The 23,859-nt window shown below is 44.3% G+C and carries 17 protein-coding genes, 1 tRNA gene and 2 pseudogenes; 17 read left to right on the top strand and 3 right to left on the bottom strand.

All coding sequences use genetic code 11. The features are described 5' to 3' along the window. Window positions 1-45 precede the first annotated feature (45 nt). The 6 genes and pseudogenes from yajC to AC058W_RS04730 all read left to right on the top strand — a co-directional run bounded on the left by yajC (window position 46) and on the right by AC058W_RS04730 (window position 7,389). Complete coding sequence (yajC, locus tag AC058W_RS04705) at window positions 46-345, top strand: preprotein translocase subunit YajC (RefSeq protein ID WP_117844208.1); 300 nt, start codon at window positions 46-48, stop codon at window positions 343-345. 182 nt (window positions 346-527) lie between these two features. Next, a complete protein-coding gene (gene leuB, locus AC058W_RS04710; protein ID WP_008703487.1) occupies window positions 528-1,610 on the top strand; it encodes a 3-isopropylmalate dehydrogenase in 1,083 nt (360 codons plus the stop codon). Window positions 1,611-1,718: 108 nt separating this feature from the next. Next, window positions 1,719-3,393 (top strand): annotated as a pseudogene (gene ilvD / locus AC058W_RS04715) (dihydroxy-acid dehydratase). Between the two features lie 75 nt (window positions 3,394-3,468). Beyond that, window positions 3,469-5,160, top strand: a complete 1,692-nt coding sequence (ilvB, locus tag AC058W_RS04720; RefSeq protein WP_118609557.1) for a biosynthetic-type acetolactate synthase large subunit — start codon at window positions 3,469-3,471, stop codon at window positions 5,158-5,160. Then, complete coding sequence (gene serC, locus AC058W_RS04725; RefSeq protein ID WP_479389772.1) at window positions 5,144-6,226, top strand: 3-phosphoserine/phosphohydroxythreonine transaminase; 1,083 nt, start codon at window positions 5,144-5,146, stop codon at window positions 6,224-6,226. The genes ilvB and serC overlap by 17 nt, the downstream gene beginning before the upstream one ends. Further along, window positions 6,226-7,389, top strand: a complete 1,164-nt coding sequence (locus tag AC058W_RS04730; RefSeq protein WP_118516430.1) for a phosphoglycerate dehydrogenase — start codon at window positions 6,226-6,228, stop codon at window positions 7,387-7,389. The genes serC and AC058W_RS04730 overlap by 1 nt, the downstream gene beginning before the upstream one ends. Window positions 7,390-7,599: 210 nt before the next feature. Here AC058W_RS04730 and AC058W_RS04735 read toward each other — a convergent pair whose 3' ends face one another. Further along, window positions 7,600-8,574 (bottom strand): carbohydrate kinase family protein, encoded by a 975-nt coding sequence (locus AC058W_RS04735; protein WP_019161988.1) that lies wholly within the window; start codon window positions 8,572-8,574, stop codon window positions 7,600-7,602. Window positions 8,575-8,827: 253 nt separating this feature from the next. Here AC058W_RS04735 and glgB point away from each other — a divergent pair, with 253 nt between their 5' ends. The 11 genes and pseudogenes from glgB to AC058W_RS04790 all read left to right on the top strand — a co-directional run bounded on the left by glgB (window position 8,828) and on the right by AC058W_RS04790 (window position 22,287). Then, entirely contained in the window at window positions 8,828-11,128 is a 2,301-nt protein-coding gene (glgB, locus tag AC058W_RS04740; protein WP_118609556.1) for a 1,4-alpha-glucan branching protein GlgB, read from the top strand. 60 nt (window positions 11,129-11,188) lie between these two features. After that, window positions 11,189-11,261 (top strand) — tRNA-Thr (locus AC058W_RS04745). A 477-nt stretch (window positions 11,262-11,738) separates the two neighbouring features. Then, on the top strand, window positions 11,739-12,947 hold the full coding sequence (locus AC058W_RS04750) for an ABC transporter ATP-binding protein (RefSeq protein WP_118609555.1): 1,209 nt from the start codon (window positions 11,739-11,741) through the stop codon (window positions 12,945-12,947). Beyond that, window positions 12,934-13,797, top strand: coding sequence for an ABC transporter permease (locus tag AC058W_RS04755; RefSeq protein WP_118410582.1), 864 nt, complete (start codon window positions 12,934-12,936; stop codon window positions 13,795-13,797). The genes AC058W_RS04750 and AC058W_RS04755 overlap by 14 nt, the downstream gene beginning before the upstream one ends. Continuing rightward, window positions 13,794-14,567 (top strand): ABC transporter permease, encoded by a 774-nt coding sequence (locus tag AC058W_RS04760; RefSeq protein ID WP_118410581.1) that lies wholly within the window; start codon window positions 13,794-13,796, stop codon window positions 14,565-14,567. The genes AC058W_RS04755 and AC058W_RS04760 overlap by 4 nt, the downstream gene beginning before the upstream one ends. A gap of 105 nt (window positions 14,568-14,672) precedes the next feature. Continuing rightward, window positions 14,673-15,721, top strand: a pseudogene (gene potA / locus AC058W_RS04765) (spermidine/putrescine ABC transporter ATP-binding protein). After that, entirely contained in the window at window positions 15,721-16,536 is an 816-nt protein-coding gene (locus AC058W_RS04770; RefSeq protein WP_022381260.1) for an ABC transporter permease, read from the top strand. Before potA ends, AC058W_RS04770 begins: the two are co-directional and overlap by 1 nt. An 11-nt stretch (window positions 16,537-16,547) precedes the next feature. Further along, entirely contained in the window at window positions 16,548-18,392 is a 1,845-nt protein-coding gene (locus AC058W_RS04775) for an extracellular solute-binding protein (protein WP_118410580.1), read from the top strand. Window positions 18,393-18,481: 89 nt separating this feature from the next. Next, complete coding sequence (locus tag AC058W_RS04780; RefSeq protein ID WP_294435810.1) at window positions 18,482-19,516, top strand: polyamine ABC transporter substrate-binding protein; 1,035 nt, start codon at window positions 18,482-18,484, stop codon at window positions 19,514-19,516. 10 nt (window positions 19,517-19,526) lie between these two features. Beyond that, window positions 19,527-21,164 (top strand): phosphoenolpyruvate--protein phosphotransferase, encoded by a 1,638-nt coding sequence (gene ptsP / locus AC058W_RS04785; protein WP_118410578.1) that lies wholly within the window; start codon window positions 19,527-19,529, stop codon window positions 21,162-21,164. Continuing rightward, window positions 21,154-22,287, top strand: coding sequence for a DUF362 domain-containing protein (locus AC058W_RS04790; RefSeq protein WP_294435814.1), 1,134 nt, complete (start codon window positions 21,154-21,156; stop codon window positions 22,285-22,287). The genes ptsP and AC058W_RS04790 overlap by 11 nt, the downstream gene beginning before the upstream one ends. An 83-nt stretch (window positions 22,288-22,370) precedes the next feature. Here AC058W_RS04790 and AC058W_RS04795 read toward each other — a convergent pair whose 3' ends face one another. After that, window positions 22,371-23,126, bottom strand: a complete 756-nt coding sequence (locus AC058W_RS04795; protein ID WP_479389773.1) for a homocysteine S-methyltransferase family protein — start codon at window positions 23,124-23,126, stop codon at window positions 22,371-22,373. 283 nt (window positions 23,127-23,409) lie between these two features. Further along, window positions 23,410-23,859, bottom strand: a 450-nt coding sequence (locus AC058W_RS04800) for an aldose epimerase family protein (protein ID WP_479389774.1), incomplete at its 5' end; no start/stop codon positions are given.

Raw genomic sequence — 23,859 nt, forward strand, 5'->3', positions numbered from 1 at the left:
CTGCAAATATGCAGAATAACAGGATAAGTTACAGGAGGAATCAAAATGGACGCATCAAGCGGAATGGGTATGGTTGGCGCTATTGTCTGGATGGTAGTACTGTTTGGAATTATGTACTTCTTAATGCTTCGCCCTCAGAAAAAAGAGCAGAAGAGACTTCAGGCAATGTTAAATGACATGGAGGTTGGCGACAGCATTGTTACTACCGGCGGCTTTTATGGAGTTGTCATTGACATGACAGAAGAAGATGTGATCGTAGAATTCGGTAATAACAAAAACTGCCGTATTCCAATGAGAAAACAGGCAATCGCTGAAGTCGAAAAAGCCGGAAGCGCTGCCGAATAATGAAAGAGATATAAAAAAGCAGAACCTATAGTCAGTGATGACTGTGGTTCTGCTTTTTTTATAATAAAATGTCCGGAAAAAAACACTTTTATATTTTTTCACTTTAATAGGTTGAAATCTGTCGGAAAGTGCGTTATTATAATAACAATTACGCAATTAGAGTATTTTTGGAGGAAATTATTATGGATTATAAGATTGCATTGATCCCCGGCGACGGAATCGGACCGGAAATCGTAAGAGAAGCAAAGAAAGTACTGGACAAGGTATGCGAGAAATATGGACACAGCTTTTCCTATTCAGAAGTTCTGTTAGGCGGTGCATCCATCGATGTACACGGCGTACCCCTTACTGATGAGGCAATTGCCACTGCCAAATCATCAGACGCCGTACTGATGGGCTCTATTGGCGGAGATGCAAAAACTTCTCCATGGTATAAGCTTGAGCCGTCCAAACGCCCGGAAGCAGGACTTCTTGCAATCCGTAAGGCATTAAATCTTTTTGCAAACTTAAGACCGGCTTACCTTTACAATGAGCTGAGAAAAGCGTGCCCTCTCCGCGATGAGATCATCGGAGACGGATTTGACATGATCATTGTACGTGAGCTTACAGGCGGTCTGTATTTCGGAGAACGTCAGACAATTGAAGAGAACGGTGTGAAGAAAGCAATTGATACACTTTCCTATAACGAAAACGAAATCCGTCGTATTGCCATCAAAGCATTTGAGATCGCACGTAAGAGAAGAAATAAAGTGACAAGCGTAGACAAGGCAAATGTTCTGGATTCTTCCAGACTCTGGAGAAAAGTGGTAGAGGAAGTTGCCAAAGATTATCCGGATGTTACCTTAGAGCATATGTTGGTTGACAACTGCGCAATGCAGCTTGTACGTGATCCGAAACAGTTCGATGTTATCCTTACAGAGAATATGTTTGGAGATATCCTTTCAGATGAGGCAAGTATGGTAACAGGCTCCATCGGAATGCTTTCTTCTGCAAGCTTAAATGAAACAAAATTCGGTCTCTATGAGCCAAGCCATGGTTCTGCACCTGATATTGCAGGACAGGATAAGGCAAACCCTATCGCAACCATCCTTTCCGCAGCAATGATGCTCCGTTTCTCCCTTGACATGGATAAAGAAGCAGATGCAGTGGAAGCAGCAGTACAGAAAGTCCTGACAGAGGGATACCGCACAGGCGATATCATGTCAGAGGGATGCAAACTTGTAGGAACAAAAGAGATGGGCGATCTGATCGCAGCAGCTCTGTAAGAATTGATATTAAGAGGATTCAGCCGGCGCAGGCAGATTACGGGGTCAGGAATTCCGGTTGAATCATTAAAAAATAAATAAAACAGTAAGAAAAGAGGAAATAAAACAATGAGAAGTGATGCAGTAAAAACAGGCACACAGCAGGCACCTCACCGTTCCCTGTTTAATGCTCTTGGAATGACAAAAGAGGAAATGGACAGACCTCTGGTAGGTATCGTAAGTTCTTACAATGAAATTGTACCGGGTCATATGAACCTTGACAAGATCACACAGGCAGTTAAGCTTGGTGTGGCAATGGCAGGCGGTACACCTGTTATGTTCCCGGCAATCGCAGTATGTGACGGTATTGCAATGGGACACGTTGGAATGAAATATTCTCTTGTCACCAGAGAATCTGATCGCAGATTCCACAGAAGCTATGGCAATGGCACATCAGTTTGATGCACTGGTAATGATTCCAAACTGTGACAAGAACGTACCCGGACTTCTGATGGCAGCAGCCAGACTGAATGTTCCTACTGTATTTGTAAGCGGTGGCCCGATGCTTGCCGGACATCTGAACGGACACAAGACAAGCCTTTCCAGTATGTTCGAGGCAGTAGGTGCTTACGCAGCAGGGAAACTTGATGAGGACGGCCTGACAGAATGTGAAATGAAAACATGTCCTACCTGCGGATCCTGTTCCGGTATGTACACAGCAAACTCCATGAACTGTCTGACAGAGGTTCTTGGTATGGGTCTGAAAGGAAACGGAACCATCCCTGCTGTATATTCCGAACGTATCCGTCTTGCAAAACACGCAGGTATGCAGGTTATGGAAATGTACAGAAAGAACATCCGTCCAAGAGACATCATGACAAAAGAAGCAATCCTCAATGCCCTGACAGTAGACATGGCACTTGGATGCTCCACAAACAGTATGCTTCACCTTCCGGCTATTGCTCATGAGATCGGAATGGACTTTGATATCAGCTTTGCAAACGAGATCAGCGCAAAGACTCCGAATCTCTGCCACCTTGCACCTGCAGGCCCAACATATATGGAAGACTTGAACGAAGCAGGCGGTGTATACGCAGTTATGAACGAACTGAATAAGAAGGGACTCCTTCATACTGAGTGCATGACAGTCACAGGCAAGACAGTAGGCGAGAACATCAAAGACTGTGTAAACTTAAATCCTGAAGTTATCAGACCAATCGACAATCCATACAGCCAGACAGGCGGACTTGCAGTACTTAAAGGTAACCTTGCACCGGACGGCGGTGTTGTAAAACGTTCTGCAGTTGTAGAAGAGATGATGGTCCATGAAGGACCTGCAAGAGTCTTTGACTGCGAGGAAGACGCAATCGCAGCTATCAAAGGCGGCAAGATCGTAGAGGGTGACGTAGTAGTTATCCGTTACGAAGGACCGAAAGGCGGCCCTGGCATGAGAGAGATGCTGAATCCTACATCTGCAATCGCAGGTATGGGACTGGGATCTTCAGTAGCCCTGATCACAGACGGACGTTTCAGCGGTGCATCCAGAGGAGCATCCATCGGACACGTATCACCGGAAGCAGCAGTCGGCGGACCGATCGCACTTGTTGAAGAGGGCGATATCATCAGCATCAACATTCCGGAACTGAAACTGGAGATCAAGGTTTCTGATGAAGAAATGCAGGCAAGAAAAGCAAAATGGCAGCCTCGCAAGCCAAAGGTAACAACAGGATATCTTGCAAGATATGCTGCAATGGTAACCTCCGGAAACAGAGGAGCAATCCTTGAGGTACCAAAAGCAAAATAAAGATGAACAAGTACCCGGCGGGAATTGCAGCATAACCTGTGATTCCTGCCTGAAAAGTTAGGAGGATACGTAAAGATGCAGCTTACAGGCGCTGAAATCATCGTTGAATGTTTAAAAGAACAGGGCGTTGACACTGTATTCGGATATCCGGGCGGTGCCATCCTGAATGTATATGACGCCCTCTATGAATATAAAGACCAGATCACACATGTACTGACTTCCCATGAGCAGGGAGCTTCCCATGCGGCAGACGGATATGCAAGAGCTACCGGCAAAGTCGGTGTATGTCTCGCAACCTCCGGTCCCGGAGCTACCAATCTGGTAACAGGAATCGCTACTGCATACATGGATTCCGTACCAATGGTGGCAATCACATGTAATGTAGGAACCCCGCTTCTCGGAAAGGATTCTTTCCAGGAGGTTGATATTACAGGAATCGTAATGCCGATCACAAAGCACAGCTTTATCGTAAAAGACATTACAACTTTGGCAGATACTGTCCGCAGAGCATTCTATATTGCAAAGAGCGGCCGCCCGGGTCCTGTACTTGTAGATGTGACAAAGGATGTGACAGGCGCGAAATATGAATACAATGCCTGCACTCCGGCAGCCATTACACCAAAAGTAGATACAATCAAAGATAAGGACATCGAAACAGCAGTCCAGATGATCAAAGATGCAAAGAAACCGTTCATCTTCACAGGCGGCGGAACAATTATCTCCGAGGCATCCAAAGAAGTGACAGAACTTGCTCACAAAATCGATGCTCCGGTATGTGACAGCCTTATGGGGAAAGGTGGATTTTCCGGCGAAGATCCTTTCTATACAGGAATGCTTGGAATGCATGGAACAAAAGCATCAAACCTCGGCGTTTCCGAGTGTGACCTTCTGATCGTTCTGGGAGCCAGGTTCAGCGACCGTGTCACAGGAAATACAAAGACTTTCGCTAAGAATGCAAAGATTCTCCAGATCGATGTAGATGCTGCGGAGATTAATAAGAACATTATCGTAGATGCAAGTATCGTAGGAGATGAGAAAGAAGTTCTGAAACGAATCCTGAAAGAACTCCCGGAGATGAAACATCCGGAGTGGACAGCACATATCAGCGAACTGAAAGAGAAATATCCGCTAAGATATGATCATTCCCAGCTGACAGGTCCATACATTATCGAGAAACTTTACGAGCTGACAAAAGGTGACGCGATCATCACTACAGAAGTAGGCCAGAACCAGATGTGGGCAGCTCAGTATTTCAAATATAAAGAACCAAGAACATTCCTTTCATCCGGTGGATTAGGAACGATGGGATATGGACTTGGAGCGGCAATCGGTGCGAAGATGGGAAGACCGGACAAGACGGTAGTAAATATCGCAGGTGACGGATGCTTCCGTATGAATATGAATGAGATCGCCACAGCAGTCCGCTGCGGCAAACCATTGATTGAAATCGTACTTAATAACCATGTACTTGGAATGGTGCGTCAGTGGCAGACATTGTTCTACGACCACAGATATTCCCATACAATTTTAAATGATTCCGTTGATTTTGTAAAACTGGCAGAGGCTATGGGTGCGAAGGCAATCCGTATCACTACCATGGATGAAGTGGAACCTGCTTTGAAAGAAGCACTTGCATGTTCGGGACCAATCGTACTTGACTGTATGATCGATCAGGATCTCAGCGTATTCCCGATGGTACCGGCAGGCGCAAGCATTGATGATATTTTTGATGAGGAGGATATGAAAAACAATGAGCAGAGTGTATAATTTTTCCGCAGGACCGGCTGTACTGCCGGAAGAGGTATTAAAAGAAGTTGCAGAGGAGATGATGGACTATCAGGGAACTGGTATGTCTGTAATGGAAATGAGCCACAGAAGCGCTGACTTCCAGAAAATCATCGACGAAGCAGAGCAGGATCTGCGCGACCTGATGAAGATTCCGGATAACTACAAGGTATTATTCCTTCAGGGCGGAGCTTCCCAGCAGTTTGCTGCAATTCCAATGAACCTCATGAAGAATAAAGTTGCTGATTACATTGTTACAGGTCAGTGGGCAAAGAAAGCATATCAGGAAGCGCAGAAATATGGAAAAGCAAACAAGATCGCTTCTTCCGAAGATAAGACATTCTCTTACATTCCTGACTGCAGCGATCTGCCGATCAGCCCGGATGCGGACTATGTATACATTTGTGAAAACAACACAATTTACGGAACAAAATTCAAAGAACTCCCGAACACAAAAGGAAAAACTCTGGTAGCAGATGTTTCTTCCTGCTTCTTATCTGAGCCGGTTGATGTATCCAAATATGGAATCATCTACGGCGGTGTTGAGAAGAACATCGGACCTGCGGGTATGGTAATCTCCATTATCCGCGAAGACCTGATTACAGACGATGTTCTGGAAGGCACCCCAACTATGCTGAAATTTAAAACACAGGCTGATGCAGGTTCTCTTTACAACACACCGAACTGCTACTGCATCTATGTATGCGGTAAAGTCTTCAAATGGCTGAAGAAAATGGGTGGTCTGGAAGAAATGAAGAGACGCAACGAAGAGAAAGCAAAGATCCTCTATGATTATCTGGATCAGAGCAAACTCTTCAAAGGAACAGTCGTAGCAAAAGACCGTTCTCTTATGAACGTACCATTCGTAACAGGTGACAAGGATATGGATGCCAAATTTGTAAAAGAAGCAAAAGAGGCAGGACTTGTAAACTTAAAAGGACATCGTACAGTCGGCGGTATGCGTGCAAGTATCTACAACGCTATGCCAAAAGAAGGTGTAGAAGCACTGGTTGCTTTCATGAAGAAGTTTGAGGAGGAGAATGCATAATGTTTCAGTATCATTGCCTGAATCCCATCGCAGAAAAAGGTCTGGGATTATTTGATGAAGACTATAAGAAAACAGAAGAACTGGAAGGAACCGATGCCATCCTTGTAAGAAGTGCTAAGATGCATGATATGGAACTTCCGGAGAGCGTAAAAGTAATCGCACGTGCAGGTGCAGGTGTCAATAACATTCCTGTCAAAGACTGCGCAGAGAAAGGTATCGTAGTATTTAACACACCGGGTGCCAATGCAAACGGCGTTAAGGAACTTGTTCTCGCAGGTATGCTCCTTGCATCCCGTGATATCGTCGGCGGTATCGAATGGGTTGCCAAAGAGAAAGACAAAGAGGACATTGACAAACTTGCCGAGAAACAGAAGAAGCAGTTCGCAGGCTGCGAGATCATGGGTAAGAAACTTGGTATCATCGGCCTTGGTGCAATCGGAGCAATGGTAGCAAACGCTGCATCTGCTCTTGGAATGGAAGTATACGGATATGACCCGTACATCTCTATTGATGCTGCATGGAATCTTTCCCGCACTATCAAACATATCAAGAGCCTGGATGAGATTTATTCCCAGTGCGATTATATCACCATCCATGTACCTCTTCTTGACAGCACAAGACAGATGATCAACAAAGAAGCATTAGACAAGATGAAAGACGGCGTAGTACTTCTGAACTTTGCCCGCGATCTTCTGGTTGATGAGGATGCTCTGATCGAAGCATTAGACAGCGGAAAAGTGAAGAAATATGTGACAGACTTTGCAAACCATACCGTAGCAGGTCATGCCGGAATTCTGGTAACTCCACATCTTGGAGCATCCACAGAGGAATCCGAAGAAAATTGTGCGGTAATGGCAGTGAAAGAAGTAAGAGATTTCCTTGAGAACGGAAACATCAAGAACTCTGTAAACTTCCCGAACTGTGATATGGGAACCTGCGTAGCAGTAGGACGTATCGCAATCTGCCACAAAAATATCCCGAACATGATCAGTCAGTTCACCAAGATTCTCGGTGCAGAAGGCCTGAACATCGCAGATATGACAAATAAGAGTAAAGGCGAATACGCTTATACTCTGATCGATCTGGAAAGCACAGCATCCAAAGAAGCACTGGATGAACTGAAAGCAATCGAAGGCGTATCAAGAGTACGTGTGGTAAAATAAATAGTAAGTTAGAAGCTAACGGTTCAGTATTTTTATAATGATCGTTGAATTATAATAAGGATGTATATATTTCAAATATCTCCTGGCCAATTGAGATTTTCAATTGCCGGGAGATATTTTTGCTTTTATTTTTAGGATAAAAAAGAAGCCCGGTCTGGCGGTGCCAGAGGGCTTCTTCAAAGTTTTGGATGATCAAGCGGATATTCGCAATCAGCATCCTCTTGATTTCATAAAGTCAAGAACTTCTTCTTTGGTGGACATAACGCGAAGAGCACCCTTGCGTGTAGTAATAAGAGAAGCTGCCGCATTAGCGAATGTGAGCAGTTCTTTTAAGTTCTCTTCTGTCAGATTGTCCAGACCATGTTCCAGAACATAGTTTAAGGAACTTGCGCAGAAGGTATCGCCTGCACCTGTTGTCTCGATAGTCTTTTCCTGAAGGAAAGGAGCAGCTTCCACTTTCATATCTTTGTAGTAAGCGCGGCTTCCGTCTTTTCCAAGTGTGATAAGGATAAGCGGAATGTTGTATTTCTCTTTCAGAAGTGCGGCACCTTTGTCGTAGTCTGTAGTTCCGAAGAGGAATTCAACTTCGTTATCTGAGATTTTCAGAATATCGCATTTGCCAAGGCCGTATTCGATCTCTGCCTTTGCGTCATCCAGAGATTTCCATAATGGCGGACGAAGGTTCGGGTCGAAGCTGACAATACATCCGGCTTCCTTTGCAACGTCGATGGCATAGCGGGTTGCCTCGCGTACTCCCTCGTGAGTGGAAGAAAGAGTTCCGAAGTGGAAGATTCTGGAATCTCTGATCAGGTCTTCCTGGATTTCATCTTTGGTGAGCATCATATCTGCACCCGGGTTACGGTAGAAGGAGAAATCTCTGTCTCCGTCAGGATAAGTATGTACAAAGGCAAGTGTTGTGTGTACCTCGTTGTCGATCACAAGGTTGCGGGTGTCGATCCCTACTTCCTCTACGGCATTCTTAAGCTGGGTTCCGAACATGTCGTTTCCGACTTTGCCGATGAATGCAGTTTTTTTGCCAAGCTTCTCAAGCATTGCAAGCACATTGCATGGAGCACCGCCCGGATTGGCTTCCAGCATAGGATTTCCCTGTGCGCTGATGCCGTTTTCAGTAAAGTCAATCAATAATTCGCCTAATGCGGTTACGTCAAAGGCTTTGTTTCCCATTTTGTATCCTCCTTGTTGTGATGGAAAGAAGCATAGTATCCGGAACAAGATTCCTTCCATGGTTAATAACATAAATTTAGCGCAGGAAAGGGAATTTGTCAAACAATTTTCTTTATTTTTTTGTGCAAAGATGCTAAAATAAACATAACTTGATTTGTTATTGTTTACAGGTGACGTTTAATGTACCGTAAATACGCTGCCGGTAAGAGTAACCGATCATCATATTTCTGACAATCGGGGAGGTAACGCAGCTATGGACGAAAAAGTATACGGCTATATGGACTGGCCGAGAATTGAAGCTATTGTGTATGGAGAGGAAACTGCTCCCAGAGATGTGATGGGACCAAGGATCACACAGGACGGAGTTCTTATTCAGGGATTTTTTCCTGATGCAGAAGAAGTCAGTGTGATCAGCGGAAAGAAAACCTATGCCTGCGAGAAAGAGGACGAGGCCGGATATTTTGCAGTATTGCTTCCTGTACGCAAGGTGCCGGAATACAGATTCCTTATAAAAATGGGAGAGACAGAGACAGAATGTTATGATCCCTATGCTTTTCCATGCCAGATCACAGAGGAAGAGGAGAAGGCTTTCTGCGCAGGTGTTTATTATGAGGCATATAAGAAGCTGGGTGCGCATCCTATGGAGATTAAAGGAGTGAAAGGTACTCTTTTTGCTGTCTGGGCTCCGAACGCAGTGAGTGTAAATATTGCAGGTGATTTTAATGGATGGATCGGACGTGCAACCATTATGCATCGTATGCCTATGTCCGGTATCTTTGAGCTGTTTGTTCCGGGCGTAGAAGCAGGAACACATTATAAATATGAAATTAAAGTTAAGGGTGGCGAAGTTCTGTTAAAGGCTGATCCTTATGGGAACAGTGCAGAGTATGATTCTGAGGGAGCATCTGTGGTAGCAGATGTAAGTGCTTTTCAGTGGAATGACGGAGACTGGATGAAAGAGCGTCACAGATTTGATGACAGGAAACAGCCAGTTTCTATATACGAAACATCTCTGGAGGAATGGAAATCTGCTGAGGAACTGGTGGAATTTCTGGCAGAGAAAGATTTTACCCATGTGGAACTCCATCCTGTGATGGAATACCTGGATGATATTACAGGTGGTTATTCTACATATGCATATTATGCACCTACTTCCAGATTTGGAAGCGTGGCGGATTTTCAGAAGCTGGTAGATGAGCTGCATCAGGCGGGGATCGGTGTGATCCTGGACTGGACACCTGCACAGTTTCCACGTTATGCCTCCGGTCTGGAGAAATTTGACGGAACACCTCTTTATGAGAGACAGAATCCGGCAGAGGCGATTCATCCGTTCTGGGGAACACTGCTCTATAATTACGGAAGCCCGATGGTTAAGGATTTTCTGATTTCCAATGCCTGCTTCTGGGCTGAGGTTTACCATGCTGACGGTCTGCGTATGGATGATGTGGATGCCATGCTGTATCTGGATTATGGCAGAAATCCGGGAGAGTGGACACCTAATATTTACGGAACCAATGAAAACCTGGATGCTCTGGAATTTCTGAAGCATCTGAATTCTGTGATAAAGGAGAGAAATCCCGGATTGCTTTTAGTTGCTCAGGAGAACGGACTCTGGCCGGAGCTGACAGACAGTGTGGGAAATGACCATCTGGGATTTGACTATAAATGGAGTGGTGGATGGACAAAAGATCTGCTTGAATATCTGAGCAAGGATCCTATTGAGAGAAAGAATTACCATGATCAGCTGACCATGTCCATGCTCTATGCATACTGTGAACATTATATTCTGACCCTTGGCAGCAGGGATGTTGGTACATTGAAGGATTTCGCAGATAGGCTGCCGGGAAGTGAAGAACAGAAGAATGCGCAGATCAGAGAGGCTTATGCTTATATGATGCTTCATCCGGGATGCAAGATGATGGCACCGGACAAAGATATGCCGAAAGAACTGGAATTATGTGTCAAAGACCTCAATAATATGTATCTTGCTCATTCTGCACTTTATCAGCTGGATGATGAATATGATGGATTTGAATGGGTTCAGCTGATGAAGTATGAGGAGAATGTGATCGCATTCATGAGAAAGACAGAGAAACCGGAAGAAACTATTCTGGCTGTTTGCAATTTCGCGGCAATTCCATATGAAAACTACAATGTGGGAGTTCCTTTTGCCGGCAAATATAAAGAAATCTTTAACAGTGATGATAAAAAGTACGGTGGTAATGGTGTAGTAAATACGAGAGTGAAAGCAGCGAAGAAGGCTGAGTGTGATGAGAGAGAGTATTCCATCACAGTAAAGCTTCCGGCACTTGGTGTGGCAGTCTTTACCTGCACTCCGGAAGAAACAGAGAAAAAGCCCGCTGCCGAGCATGGCCAGATCAAGAAATCCATTACCAAGACAAGAACTGTACGCAAGGCTGCCGGGAAAACAAAAGCAGCTGTAAAAACTGCAGTGAAACCGGTGACGAAAAAGGTGACAAAAGAAGCACCCCAAATAGTGAATAAAACGGAGGAGAAAATACCGGTCAAAAAGGACTTGACAGAGAAGAAATAATATTATAAACTAAATGCTGTGGCTGTCAGAATTATCAATTTCTGACAGATTACAGCATAAGCTGAAATAGCTCAGTCGGTAGAGCACTTCACTCGTAATGAAGGGGTCGTGAGTTCGAGTCTCATTTTCAGCTTGAAAGATATTGGGCAATTGTAATTTTATAGAAAATCCGCTATACTGAAAAGCAGAGTATAGTGGATTTTTTATGTTTTTATGGAGGTTCGTATGGTGAGTACCTTAAAATTGCCGGTAGGAATTGAAATGATTGTAAAGAGAAATTTACTTGACAATCTCGGGCCTATCCTTTAATATAACTTTTGGATTATACCAAATAAATAATGACCGGGAATCTATCAAGAAGAATGGTTGATTTCCGGTTTTCTTATGTGGACATCATGGTCAGGAGTGCCCGCAGACTGGATGGAACAGGACGGACCGGATATATCTATAATTGGAAAAATGGACATATACAGATGCGAAACCATGCAGAGACTGGCACTGTAACAGGCGTCAGCATTGGCATAAGCCGATGTAGGGGCGAGAGCTTTTACGCGTGGTTTTGTATCTTTTTTAGTTGGTAACTTTTTTACATGAAAGGAGCTGAGTATAGTTGGCAGAGATTTCACTTGAACTGAAAGAGATAAAGAAAAGTTTTACAGAAGGCGAAGCAGTTCTGGATAATATCAGTCTTGAGATCAGTAAAGGAGAGTTTATTACTTTGTTGGGATCTTCGGGATGCGGCAAGACGACAACGCTGCGAATCATTGCCGGTCTGGAACAGCCCGATGCAGGAAGTGTCTGGCTGGACGGCAGGGAAGTGACAGGTCTGGAGCCGAACCAGAGGGATGTGAATACGGTATTTCAGAATTATGCGCTCTTTCCGCATATGAATGTTGCGGAGAATATTGGCTATGGTCTGAAGCTGAAAAAAGTTCCTAAGAGTGAGATCAGGAAAAAAGTTTCTCAGATGCTGGAACTGGTTCAGCTTGAAGGATATGAAAAAAGAAAGCCTTCCGAACTCTCGGGCGGTCAGAAACAGAGAGTTGCCATTGCGAGAGCACTGGTGAATAATCCCAAAGTATTGCTTCTGGATGAACCGCTGGGAGCACTGGATCTGCAGCTTCGCCGTGCGATGCAGATAGAACTGAAGCATCTGCAGAAGAAACTGGGAATTACATTTATCTATATCACTCATGATCAGGAAGAAGCTATCAATATGTCTGACAGGATCGCGGTGATGAGGGACGGACGTATAGAGCAGATCGGAACACCGGATGAGATCTATAATCATCCAAAGACCAGTTATGTGGCAACATTTGTAGGAAATGCGAATATCCTGCATGGAGTTGCAGAGAGTATTCAGGGACAGAATGCAATCGTAAAAATTGGAAATGACAAGGTAATTGTAAAGCTTGAAGCAAGTCAGCAGGATACAAAGGATACAGGGGCAAAACAGCACCTTACAGCAGGAGAGAACGTAACTCTGGCTGTGAGAAGTGAAAATGTATTGTTACAGGAAGCTGCCGCAATCGGTGATACCGGTACAGATAACGGAGACATTGTTGATATAAGTATGGCAGGTGGGATTTCGGATATACATGATACGAATAGTATATCGGGCTTACAGGCGACTGTTACAGAGAAGAACTTTGCAGGAGGTCAGCTTCGTGTAACCCTGAAGCTGAGCGATGGTACACAATTGATTGCCAGCAGATACGGAATCGACGCATCCGTAGCAGAAGGCCAGACAGTAAGATGCAGTTTCCTGCCGGCAGATGCAGTACTGGTAGACAGGGAGGATATTCATGAAGAAGCGTAGAAGCCGTTCTGACAGTTCTGCATGGATGGCACTTCCACTGTACATTTTTACCATTGTGTTTGTGGTATGCCCTCTTATCTATATGGTGGCGCTTAGTTTTGCTACGCCGTCCAGAGGATTTGGGGTGACCTGGAAATTTACGCTGGACAATTACAGAAATATTCTGGAACCTGTATACCTGAATACATTTGTGGAATCACTGAAGCTGGCATTTACCAGTACGATAGTGATCGCTTTGATCGGCTATCCGTTCGGGTATTTCATGGCGAGGCTGCCGGAGCACAGAAAGAAAAAGGCACAGCTTCTGTTGTCCACACCGTTCTGGGTAAATTCCCTGATTCGTCTGTATGGCTGGATCATTATTCTGCAGAAAAAAGGACTTTTGAATTTTGTATTGATAAAACTCGGGATCATTGAGAAACCGCTGTCCATCCTGTACAGCTATCCGGCAATTGTGATCGGTATGATTTATGTGCTACTCCCGTTTATGATTATGTCTGTATACTCCAGCGCAGAGAAGCTGGACTGGTCTTATGTGGAGGCTGCCAGAGATCTTGGTGCATCCAGAATACAGGCATTTTTTACCATAACACTGAAGCTTACACTGCCCGGGTTGCTTTCGGGTGTGATCCTGACTTTCGTGCCATCCATGGGACTGTTCTTTATTGCAGATATCCTGGGCGGAAATAAAGTGGTACTTGTCGGAAGCCTGATCCAGGATCAGATGACAAGAGGAAGTAACTGGCCATTTGCAGCAGCACTTGCTGTGGTGATGATGGTACTTACAACTGTACTGATCATGATCTACAGGAAAGTGACAAATGCCAGAGAACTGGAGGGAATCGGATGAAAAAGAATTCAAGATTTGCCGGATTTTATATGGGGCTGATTTTCTTCCTGATGTATCTCCCTATTGCAGTAGTGATCGTTTTCTCATTTAATGAATCCAAACTGCCGGTGAAATTTACAGGCTTTTCCCTGAAATGGTATCAGGAACTGATCCATGACAGAGCAATGCTGGAAGCACTGGTAAACAGTCTGATCCTTGGGGTATTAAGCTGTCTGGTTAGTGCAGTGATCGGTACTCTGGGCGCAGTTGGCCTGTCAAGGATTCACTGGAAGTCAAAAGGTGCACTGGAATACATTTCCATATTGCCGTTAATGATACCGGAGATCATCCTTGGTATGGTGCTGATGGCATTCTTTTATATGTTGAACCTGCCTTTTGGCATGCTGACACTGTTAATAGGTCATACGATATTCTGTGTGCCTTATATTCTGATGGAAGTGAAGGCAAGACTGGCGGGAATGGACCCTGCGTTGGAAGAGGCGGCAAGGGATCTGGGTGCAGGACCGTTCAGGGCTTTCCGGGATATTACGCTGCCCTTAATTATGCCGGCTGTAATTTCAGGTTCGCTGCTTGCGTTTGCCATGTCCATGGATGATGTGGTAATAAGTATCTTTGTAAACGGACCGCGTCTGTCTACGTTGCCGATCAAGGTGTACACACAGCTGAAAACAGGAGTGACGCCGGAAATCAATGCGTTATGTACCATATTGCTGGCAGCTACACTGGTTATTTTTATTGTTTATTCACTGATAACAAAGAAGAAAAAGTAATTGTTATAGCTTTTAGGAACATTCTGAACAGCCGGCAGATGCTTTTGGAACAGCCGGATTATAAAAAACAGAGAAAAAACAGAATACATTCAGAGGAAGGAAAAGATGATGAACAAACTGATTGAGTTAAAAAATCTGACCAAGAATTTTGATGATCAGCAGGTTTTGCGCGGCATCAATCTGGATATTTATGAAAAGGAATTCCTGACACTTTTGGGACCCAGCGGATGTGGAAAGACAACCACCCTTCGAATCATTGCAGGCTTTGAAGAACCAAGTGACGGAGAAGTACTGTTTAACGGAATTGAGATCTCCAAGCTTCCCCCGTACAAGAGAGAGGTTAATACTGTGTTTCAGAAGTATGCTCTTTTTCCTCATTTAAATGTGGCAGAGAACATCGGTTTCGGGCTGAACCTGAAGAAGGTCGATAAAACTGTCATCGCCCAGAAGGTGGAGCGTATGCTGAAGATGGTTGGTCTGGAAGGCTTTGGGAAAAGAGATGTAACTCTGCTCTCCGGTGGCCAGCAGCAGCGAGTGGCCATTGCCAGAGCTCTGGTAAATGAGCCGAAGGTCCTGCTTTTAGATGAGCCCCTGGGTGCACTGGATGCAAAGAATCCGTAAACAGATGCAGGTAGAATTAAAGAAGATTCAGCAGGAAGTAGGCATCACTTTCATCTATGTTACCCATGACCAGGAAGAAGCCCTGTCCATGTCAGATACGGTTGTTGTTATGAATAACGGTGAGATTCAGCAGATCGGTTCTCCTACAGATATCTACAATGAGCCGGAAAACCGTTTTGTTGCAGGCTTTATCGGTGAATCCAATATTATCGAGGGAACCATGATCCGCGATTATCTGGTTGCTTTTGACGGATTTGAGTTTGAATGTGTGGATAAGGGATTTGAGGATAATGAAGAGATCGAAGTTGTGTTAAGACCTGAGGATCTGGATATCGTAGATCCCGGTCAGGCAAAGATCAGGGGAATTGTGCGCAATATTACATTCAAGGGCGTGCATTATGAAATCCTGATCGAAACAAGAGCTTCGTACTTATATGGTTCATACCACAGATTATGCGGAAGTCGGAAGGGAAGTGGGACTGAAATTCGGGCCTGAAGACATCCATGTTATGTGTAAGATGGGAAGCTACTGATGAAACAGTACAGAAATCTTATCAAACCATATCTTGTGTGGGCATTTGTGGTCATTGTCATCCCGCTGATACTGATCGCATTATATGCATTTACAGAAGATGGAAACGAAGTGCTGACGTTCTCCTTTACTCTGGAGAATTTCCGCAAATTCCTGGAAGCTACTTATATGAGCGTTATTTTCAAGTCTTTTAAGCTTGGAATCCTGACGACGGTCATCTGTCTGGGACTTGGCTATCCTCTGGCATATATTATTTCCAAATGTCCGGAGAAATCCCAGAGTCTTCTGATCCTGCTGGTAACTATTCCGGAATGGATCAATATGCTTCTGCGTACTTATGCATGGATGAACCTGCTGTCAGACAATGGTATCATTAACCATTTGCTTGGATTACTGGGGATTTCTCCGGTGACAATGATGTATACGGACTTTTCCGTAGTGGTTGGCCTGGTCTGTAACTTTATGCCGTTTATGATCATCCCGATCCATACATCCCTGAGCAAAATGGACAAATCCTTTATCGAGGCTGCCTATGACCTGGGAGCAAATAAATTCCAGACCTTCACAAAGGTTATCTGGAAATTGTCCATCCCCGGCGTGCTCAATGGAATCATGATGGTATTCCTGCTGTCTATTTCCACATTCGTTATTCCGAAACTTCTCGGAGGCGGACAGTACATGCTGATCGGTAACCTGATCGAGTCTCAGTTTATCTCTGTTGGCGACTGGAACTTCGGAAGTGCGATTTCTCTGATTCTGGCTGTGCTCATTCTGATCTTTATGAGCCTGATGAAGAAGATGGATAAAGATGAATAAGGGAGGACGGCATGAAACGTAATAATAAATTTTTCTCAATGTTATATGTAGTACTCTGCCTTGCTTTCTTTTACCTGCCAATCCTGGTGACGATGATATTTTCCTTTAACTCATCCAAGTCACTGACCAGATTTACAGGCTTTTCCCTGCGCTGGTATCAGGAACTTCTCGGTAATGGGGAAGTAATTAAGGCAGTTTATGTATCTGTTACCATTGCGATCATTGCGACCATTGTTTCTACAATACTTGGAACCATTACAGCGATCGGTTTATCCAAATCAAAGAAGGTAATCAAGGAACTGCTTTTGAATATTAATAATATACCGATTCTGAATCCTGAGATCGTAACTGCAATCAGTCTGATGCTCTTGTTCTCTTCTCTGGGATTTCGAAAAGGGTATCTGACTATGCTGCTGGCACATATCGCATTCTGTACTCCGTATGTAATTACCAGCGTTTATCCGAAGGTAAGGGCTCTGGATCCGAATATGGCAAATGCTGCCATGGACCTTGGGGCAACTCCTTTTCAGGCTCTGACAAAGGTTATCGTGCCGATGATCAAAGAGGGTATTTTTGCAGGCGCACTGCTTGCATTCACCATGTCATTTGATGATTTCGTTATTTCCTATTTCGTATCAGGAAATGGTGTAAAGAATATCTCTATTGTTGTATATAATATGACAAAGCGTATCAATCCAACGATCAATGCTTTGTCAACCATTGTGATCGTAGTCATCATCGTGGTACTGCTTTTAGCCAATCTGCTTCCGAAGTTTAAGAATAAAGCCAGGAAGCTGAACAGGAAAGCAGTAAAAACTGTTTCTGTAGTTCTGGTTGTTGCTGTTACGGCAGGGCTGATCAAATGGGGATTCGTGGCACAGTCCACTCATGTGCTGAAAGTCTACAATGCAGGAGAGTACATGGATCTTTCCCTGCTCGAAGATTTCGAGAAAGAGTATGATTGTACCATTGTATACGAGACTTTTGAGTCAAATGAGATGATGTATACCAAGCTTTCAAGCGGTGAGACTTATGATGTGCTGATTCCGTCTGATTACATGATTGAGAGACTGATCAAAGAAGAATATCTGCAGGCACTTGACTGGAAGGAAATTCCGAATAAGAAAAATCTGCTGAATGATGTCATGAACCAGAGCTATGATCCGGGCAACCGTTATTCCTGTCCATATTTCTGGGGAACAGTAGGAATCCTTTATGATAAGACAGTAGTAAATGAGGCTGACCTGAAAGATGGATGGAATCTTCTGTGTAATCCTGAATATAAAGGAAATATTTACATGTATGATTCTGAGAGAGATTCCTTTATGATAGCATTAAAAGCACTTGGGTATTCTATGAATACTACAAATGAAGCTGAGATTGAGGAGGCTTATCAGTGGCTGATTGATCAGCGTGACACTATGGATCCGATCTATGCAGGGGATGATGTGATCGACAACATGATTTCAGGAAACAAAGCGTTGGCAGTTGTGTATTCCGGAGACGCATCTTACATTATCAGCGAAAACCCGAATCTGGACTACTTTACGCCGGAACAGGGAACCAACAGATGGTACGATGCAATGGTTATCACAAAGGACTGCAGCGAGGTACAGCTTGCCCATGAATTCATCAATTTTATGATCAGTGATAAATCTGCTCTTTCCAATACGGAAGAAGTAGGGTATACTTCTACAGTGAAGAGTGCTTTTGAAACAATGAAGGAGGGGGACTATGCCGGAATCAGTTCTTATATTCCGGATACAACCAACCCGAATAACGAAATCTTTGCTTATCAGCAACCAAAGATCAAGCAGAAATTTGCAGAACTCTGGACAAAAGTAAAAGCAAAGTAAAAAAGGATAGCCGCTGTCTGCCGATACAGTGGAAGGCGGATTGGGGCTGCTACAGACAACAATGCAGGGCATAAGAAGGGAGACTGTTTATGAAAAAAAGAGTACTTGCAGTAGTAATGTGTGCATTAATGGCCGGATCTGTATTTACCGGATTTAAGGATGCAGGAGATGATAAAGAACTTGTACTTTTTACATGGGAAGGAATGTTCCCACAGGAAGTTCTGGACGATTTTGAAAAAGAGACAGGTGTTAAGGTTGTCTATTCAAACTTTGATACGGACGAAACTATGCTTGAGAAACTCTCCATGGCAAAAGGCGGTGATTACGATATTGTAATCGCAGATGATTATATTCTGGAAACTGCCATTTCAGACGGACTGGCTGAGAAACTGGATAAGGATTCTCTGGAGAATATCGGAAATATCAATCCTTTATATCAGGGACAGTTTTATGACCCGGATGATGAATACACAGTTCCGTATGGAGCAGGTATTCCTCTGATCGTTTATGATCCGGAGCAGGTAGATATTGATATTAAAGGATATAAAGATCTCTGGGATCTGTCTCTGGAGGATAGCATTGCATTGACTGCCAATTATCGTGTGATCAATGGTATCACTCAGCTTTCCATGGGAGAGAGCATGAATGAAGAGGACGTAGACGTGATCAAGAAAACAGGAGAGAAGCTTCTGGAGCTTGCTCCGAATGTACGTCTGATTCAGGATGACAACACACAGAATGCACTTCTTAACGGAGAGGCAAGTGTTGCATTTCTTTATACTTCTCAGGTAACGGCAGCTCTCGCAGAGAACCCGGACCTGAAGGTAGTATATCCGGAAGAAGGACTTGGATTTGGAATTATGGGAATGTTTATTCCGAGTGAAGCACCGGATAAGGATGCAGCATATTCCTTTATGGATTATATCATGCAGCCGGAAGTTGCGGCAAAATGCACAGAGTATATCGGATATTACAGTACAAATAAAGCAGCAGATGAACTGGTAAATCCGGATCTGGTAGTTCCGGATGACGTTACAAAGGGCGAGATCGTCCAGAATGTAAGCCAGGACGCAGACGCACAGTATCAGAAGAACTGGACTGAATTTAAGGCTGCCTGCGACTAAGGAGTTTAACATGGATATTTACAAGGGAACCGGTGCCTTTTCCGGAATCGCCATCGGTAAAATACTCTATTACCACAAGAGTGAATATCAGATACATCAATATGAGATCACAGATGTCAGGGAAGAACTGAATGTTTTCCGCCAGGCGCGTGCCAGAGTGATGGAACAGCTGACGGAACTTTATGAGAAAAACTGCACGATTCAGGAATCCCAGGCGGAACTTTTCCTCCGGCAAAAGAATCTGCTGGATGGAAAGACTTTCCAGCGTGCGATTGAGAGTATCATTCAGAATGAAAAAGTAAATTCTGCCTATGCAGTAATGACTACAAGAGATGAGATGGTTTCTACTTTTCGAACTTTGGAGGAGCCTGCGATCAAGGAGAGACTGGAAAATATACGTGAGATTTCAGACCGTCTGATCAGTGAACTTGGGGGTATTTCCCCGAGAATCGATCTTGGTGATGAGCCAGTGATTCTTGTCACAGAGAGTATCACGCCGACGGAACTGATGGAGATGGATAAAGATAAACTGATGGCGATCGTTACACACCATGGTTCCGATATTTCCCATGCTGCGATTCTGGCAAAGACCATGAATATTCCGGCATTGATTGAGATTGATACGGATTCAGAATGGGATGGACAACAGGGGATTGTGGACGGATATACAGGATGTCTGTATATTAATCCTGATGAAGAAGTAAGAAAAGAATATGAGATCCGCAGGCAGGCCGATATGGAAGAACGGGAAGAACTCCTGAAATTAAGAGAGGAGCCAGATGTTACAAAAGATGGCAGAAGAATTGAAATCTATGCCAATATCGGAAACATGGATGATTTAAACAGTGTTCTTTATTATGGCGCTGCAGGAATTGGGCTTCTGCGAAGTGAGTTTCAGTATCTTGGAAGAGAGAATTATCCTCGTGAGAATGAACTGTTTCTGGCATATAAGAAAATTGCGGAGACGATGGGTGACAGGCTGGCAGTGATCCGTACTGCAGACCTGGGAGCTGATAAACAGGCAGAATACCTGAACATTCCTGATGAGACGAATCCAATCATGGGAAACAGAGGAATCCGTCTCTGCCTTGACAGAAAGAGGATGTTTAAGGCACAGCTTCGTGCGATTTTCAGGGCAAGTGCTTATGGAAATCTGGCGCTGATGTATCCGATGATCACTTCGGAGGAAGAGATGGATGAGATCGAGGCGATTATCCGGGAAGTTGTCCAGGGGCTGGAGGAGAAAGGAATTCCATATAAAAATATCAGGACGGGCATTATGATCGAAACACCGGCTGCAGTAATGATCAGCCGGGAACTTGCCAGAAGAGTGGATTTCCTCAGTCTGGGAACGAATGACCTGAGTCAGTATACGCTTGCGATGGACAGACAGAATCCGTTGCTGAGAAATAAATACAATGACCATCATCCGGCAGTACTGCGTATGATCAAAATGGTCGTTGAAGCGGGACATGCGGAGAATAAACGTGTCTGTATCTGTGGAGAACTTGCAGCTGATACTGCTCTGACAGAAGAATTCCTGAAAATGGGAGTTGATTGCCTTTCAGTCGTTCCGGCATGTATTCTGCCAGTAAGAAAAGCACTGAGGCAGGTTGATCTGTCCCAGGAGAAGATTAATGAAAAGTAAAGTAGTATTACTTCCTTGCGGAGAATATGATGAGGAAAAAGTTTATACATTATTGAAGCAGGGACTGTATTTGGTGGGTGGAGTGGAAGCTCTGATTCCAAAAGATGCGAAGATTCTGCTGAAACCCAATCTGCTGAAACGAGCGGAAGTGGAGAAGGCAGTTATCACGCATCCGGTAGTGGTTGGTGCGTTCGCCAGAATCCTGAGAGAAAATGGATATGAGCAGATCGTTCTTGCTGATTCCTGCGGACATGGGACGACACAGGCAGTGATTCGCGGAACAGGAATGGATACTTATCTGGAAAAATATCAGATTCCGGCGATTGACTATTCAGAGGGGATAAAAGTGGACTACCCGCAGGGAATTCAGGCAAAAGAATTTATTCTGCCAAAGGAATTGCTGGAGCAGAACTGCGTGATTTCTCTAAGTAAAATGAAAACTCATGCCCTGGAGAGAATCACAGGTGCGGTTAAGAATAGTTATGGATTTGTGTATGGCTTTCACAAAGCGAAAGGTCACACACAGTACCCGAGTGCGGACAGCTTTGCCAGAATGCTGATTGATCTGGACAAATGTGTTGCCCCGAAATTGTATGTGATGGACGGTATTGTAGCGATGGAAGGAAACGGCCCCGGCTCAGGAGATCCTGTTCAGATGAATGTAATGCTTATGTCCACAGATCCTGTTGCGCTGGATAGCGTATTCAGCCGTCTGGTCTATCTGAAACCAGAGATGGTTCCGACAAACTATCATGGTGAGAAAATGGGGCTTGGAACATGGAAAGAAGAGGAGATTACTCTTCTTACTCCGGATGGAGAAATCTCCATGTCAGAGGCAGTAAAAAGGTATGGGAATCCCCAATTTAATGTAGATCGTACAGAAGTGAGAAAGAATATCTGGACGAGAATGGCCGGAGCATTAAATATTTTCCAGAAAAAGCCATATATAGAAGCTGATAAATGCGTTCGCTGTGGAATCTGCGTACAGAGCTGTCCGGTTCCGGGTAAAGCCGTAGATTTCCGAAAGGGAAAAGACAAACCACCGGTATACGACTATAAGAAATGCATCCGATGTTTCTGCTGCCAGGAAATGTGTCCCAAAAAGGCAATTAAAGTGAAATAACAGATTGTTTTGCAATATAAAAAGCACATGACAGAAAATGAGAGACCTCTCATATTCTACTCATGTGCTTTTATTATGCCTGTTTATCTGCCGAGAATTTTATTTACTTCTCTGATAAATTCCGGAGTCGTGCCACAGCATCCTCCGACGACAGATGCACCGTTCTCAATCAGAATCTTCATATGTTCTGCGAAATTCTGTGCATTCATGTTGTAAATGGCATTACCCTGCTCATCGATTGTCGGCATGCCCGCATTAGGCTTGGCGATGACAGGAATAGATACGTTCTCTTTGATATTGCGGACAACGGATACCAGCTGGTCAGGTCCTACAGAACAGTTGATACCAACTGCTACGGCACCTGCACCCTCAAGGGCAATCGCAGCCTCCACAGCATTCCCTCCGCTGAAAATGCTTCCGTCAGCTTCTACGGTCATTGTACACATTACAGGAAGAGAACTTACAGATGCGGCGGCATCCAGTGCAGCCAGAGTTTCTTCGATATTGATCATAGTTTCCGCAGCGATCAGATCAACACCTGCATCCTCAAGAACCTTGATCTGCTCACAGTATGCTTCGTATGCCATCTCATAAGTGAGATCACCGGCAGGCTCCATCATCTTTCCGGTTGTGGTAATATCACCGGCAACATAGACGCTGTGTCCTACGGCTTCTCTGGAAATATTTACCAGTGCATGGTTCATCTCTTCAAGCTTATCCTGCAATCCGTGAAGTCCGAGACTGTAACGGTTGCCGCCAAAAGTAGGGGCATATACGATCTGGCTTCCTGCTTCTACATAAGCTTTCTGAAGATTCTGCAGAACCGCTTTGTGATCCATGATCGATGCTTCCGTGAGAGATTCCCCTCGGCATACCGGATGCCATCAGATTAGAACCGGTAGCACCGTCAAGCAATACCACATTCTGTGTCAGCTTCTGAAATTCTTCTTTTGTCATGGGAATTTCCTCCTGTTTAGTTGTTTCGTATGGTTATAAACATATTGTGTTACTGATTTATGCAGCTCACAATACGACTGCCATTTCCGGCAATCTGCATCTGGCTAACCATCGGACAAATGCTACCCAACATTATAGCACAACTATCAGAAGAAGTGAAAAAAATTAATAAATTTTTATCTCATAGGAGGCGTTAAAAATCTCATCCACATTCAATACATTGATATTTGCCTTTTCTGAAAGGTCACCTTTAAATCCGCAGTCATCACATCTTCCCATCCATGGCTCCAGGCATACGAAAGAGGAACCAGGTACGGACCAGATGCCGAAGTTCGGGAAGCGATGGCAGGTAAGCTCCAGATATGGAGTGCCATCCGGGAAAGCAATGCCGGCTTTTTCAATCTGATTATCGAAGATCAGCGCATCATGGTCAAACATGTGTGCATCGATTTTGCAGGTACCATCCGTAAGTTCAAGTGTCTGTGTCTGATCAGGAAGAGCAGTTCCGGAAGCTGGATCCAGAAGAAGATAAGTAAGAGATTCCTGTCCGTCAAAAGTCAGTAGGTAATCTTCTTTATTGTCAGCGCTGCCGTCAGCAGGAACATTGAATGCCGG

Source organism: Blautia sp. CGZ-1-C1, from assembly GCF_056504575.1.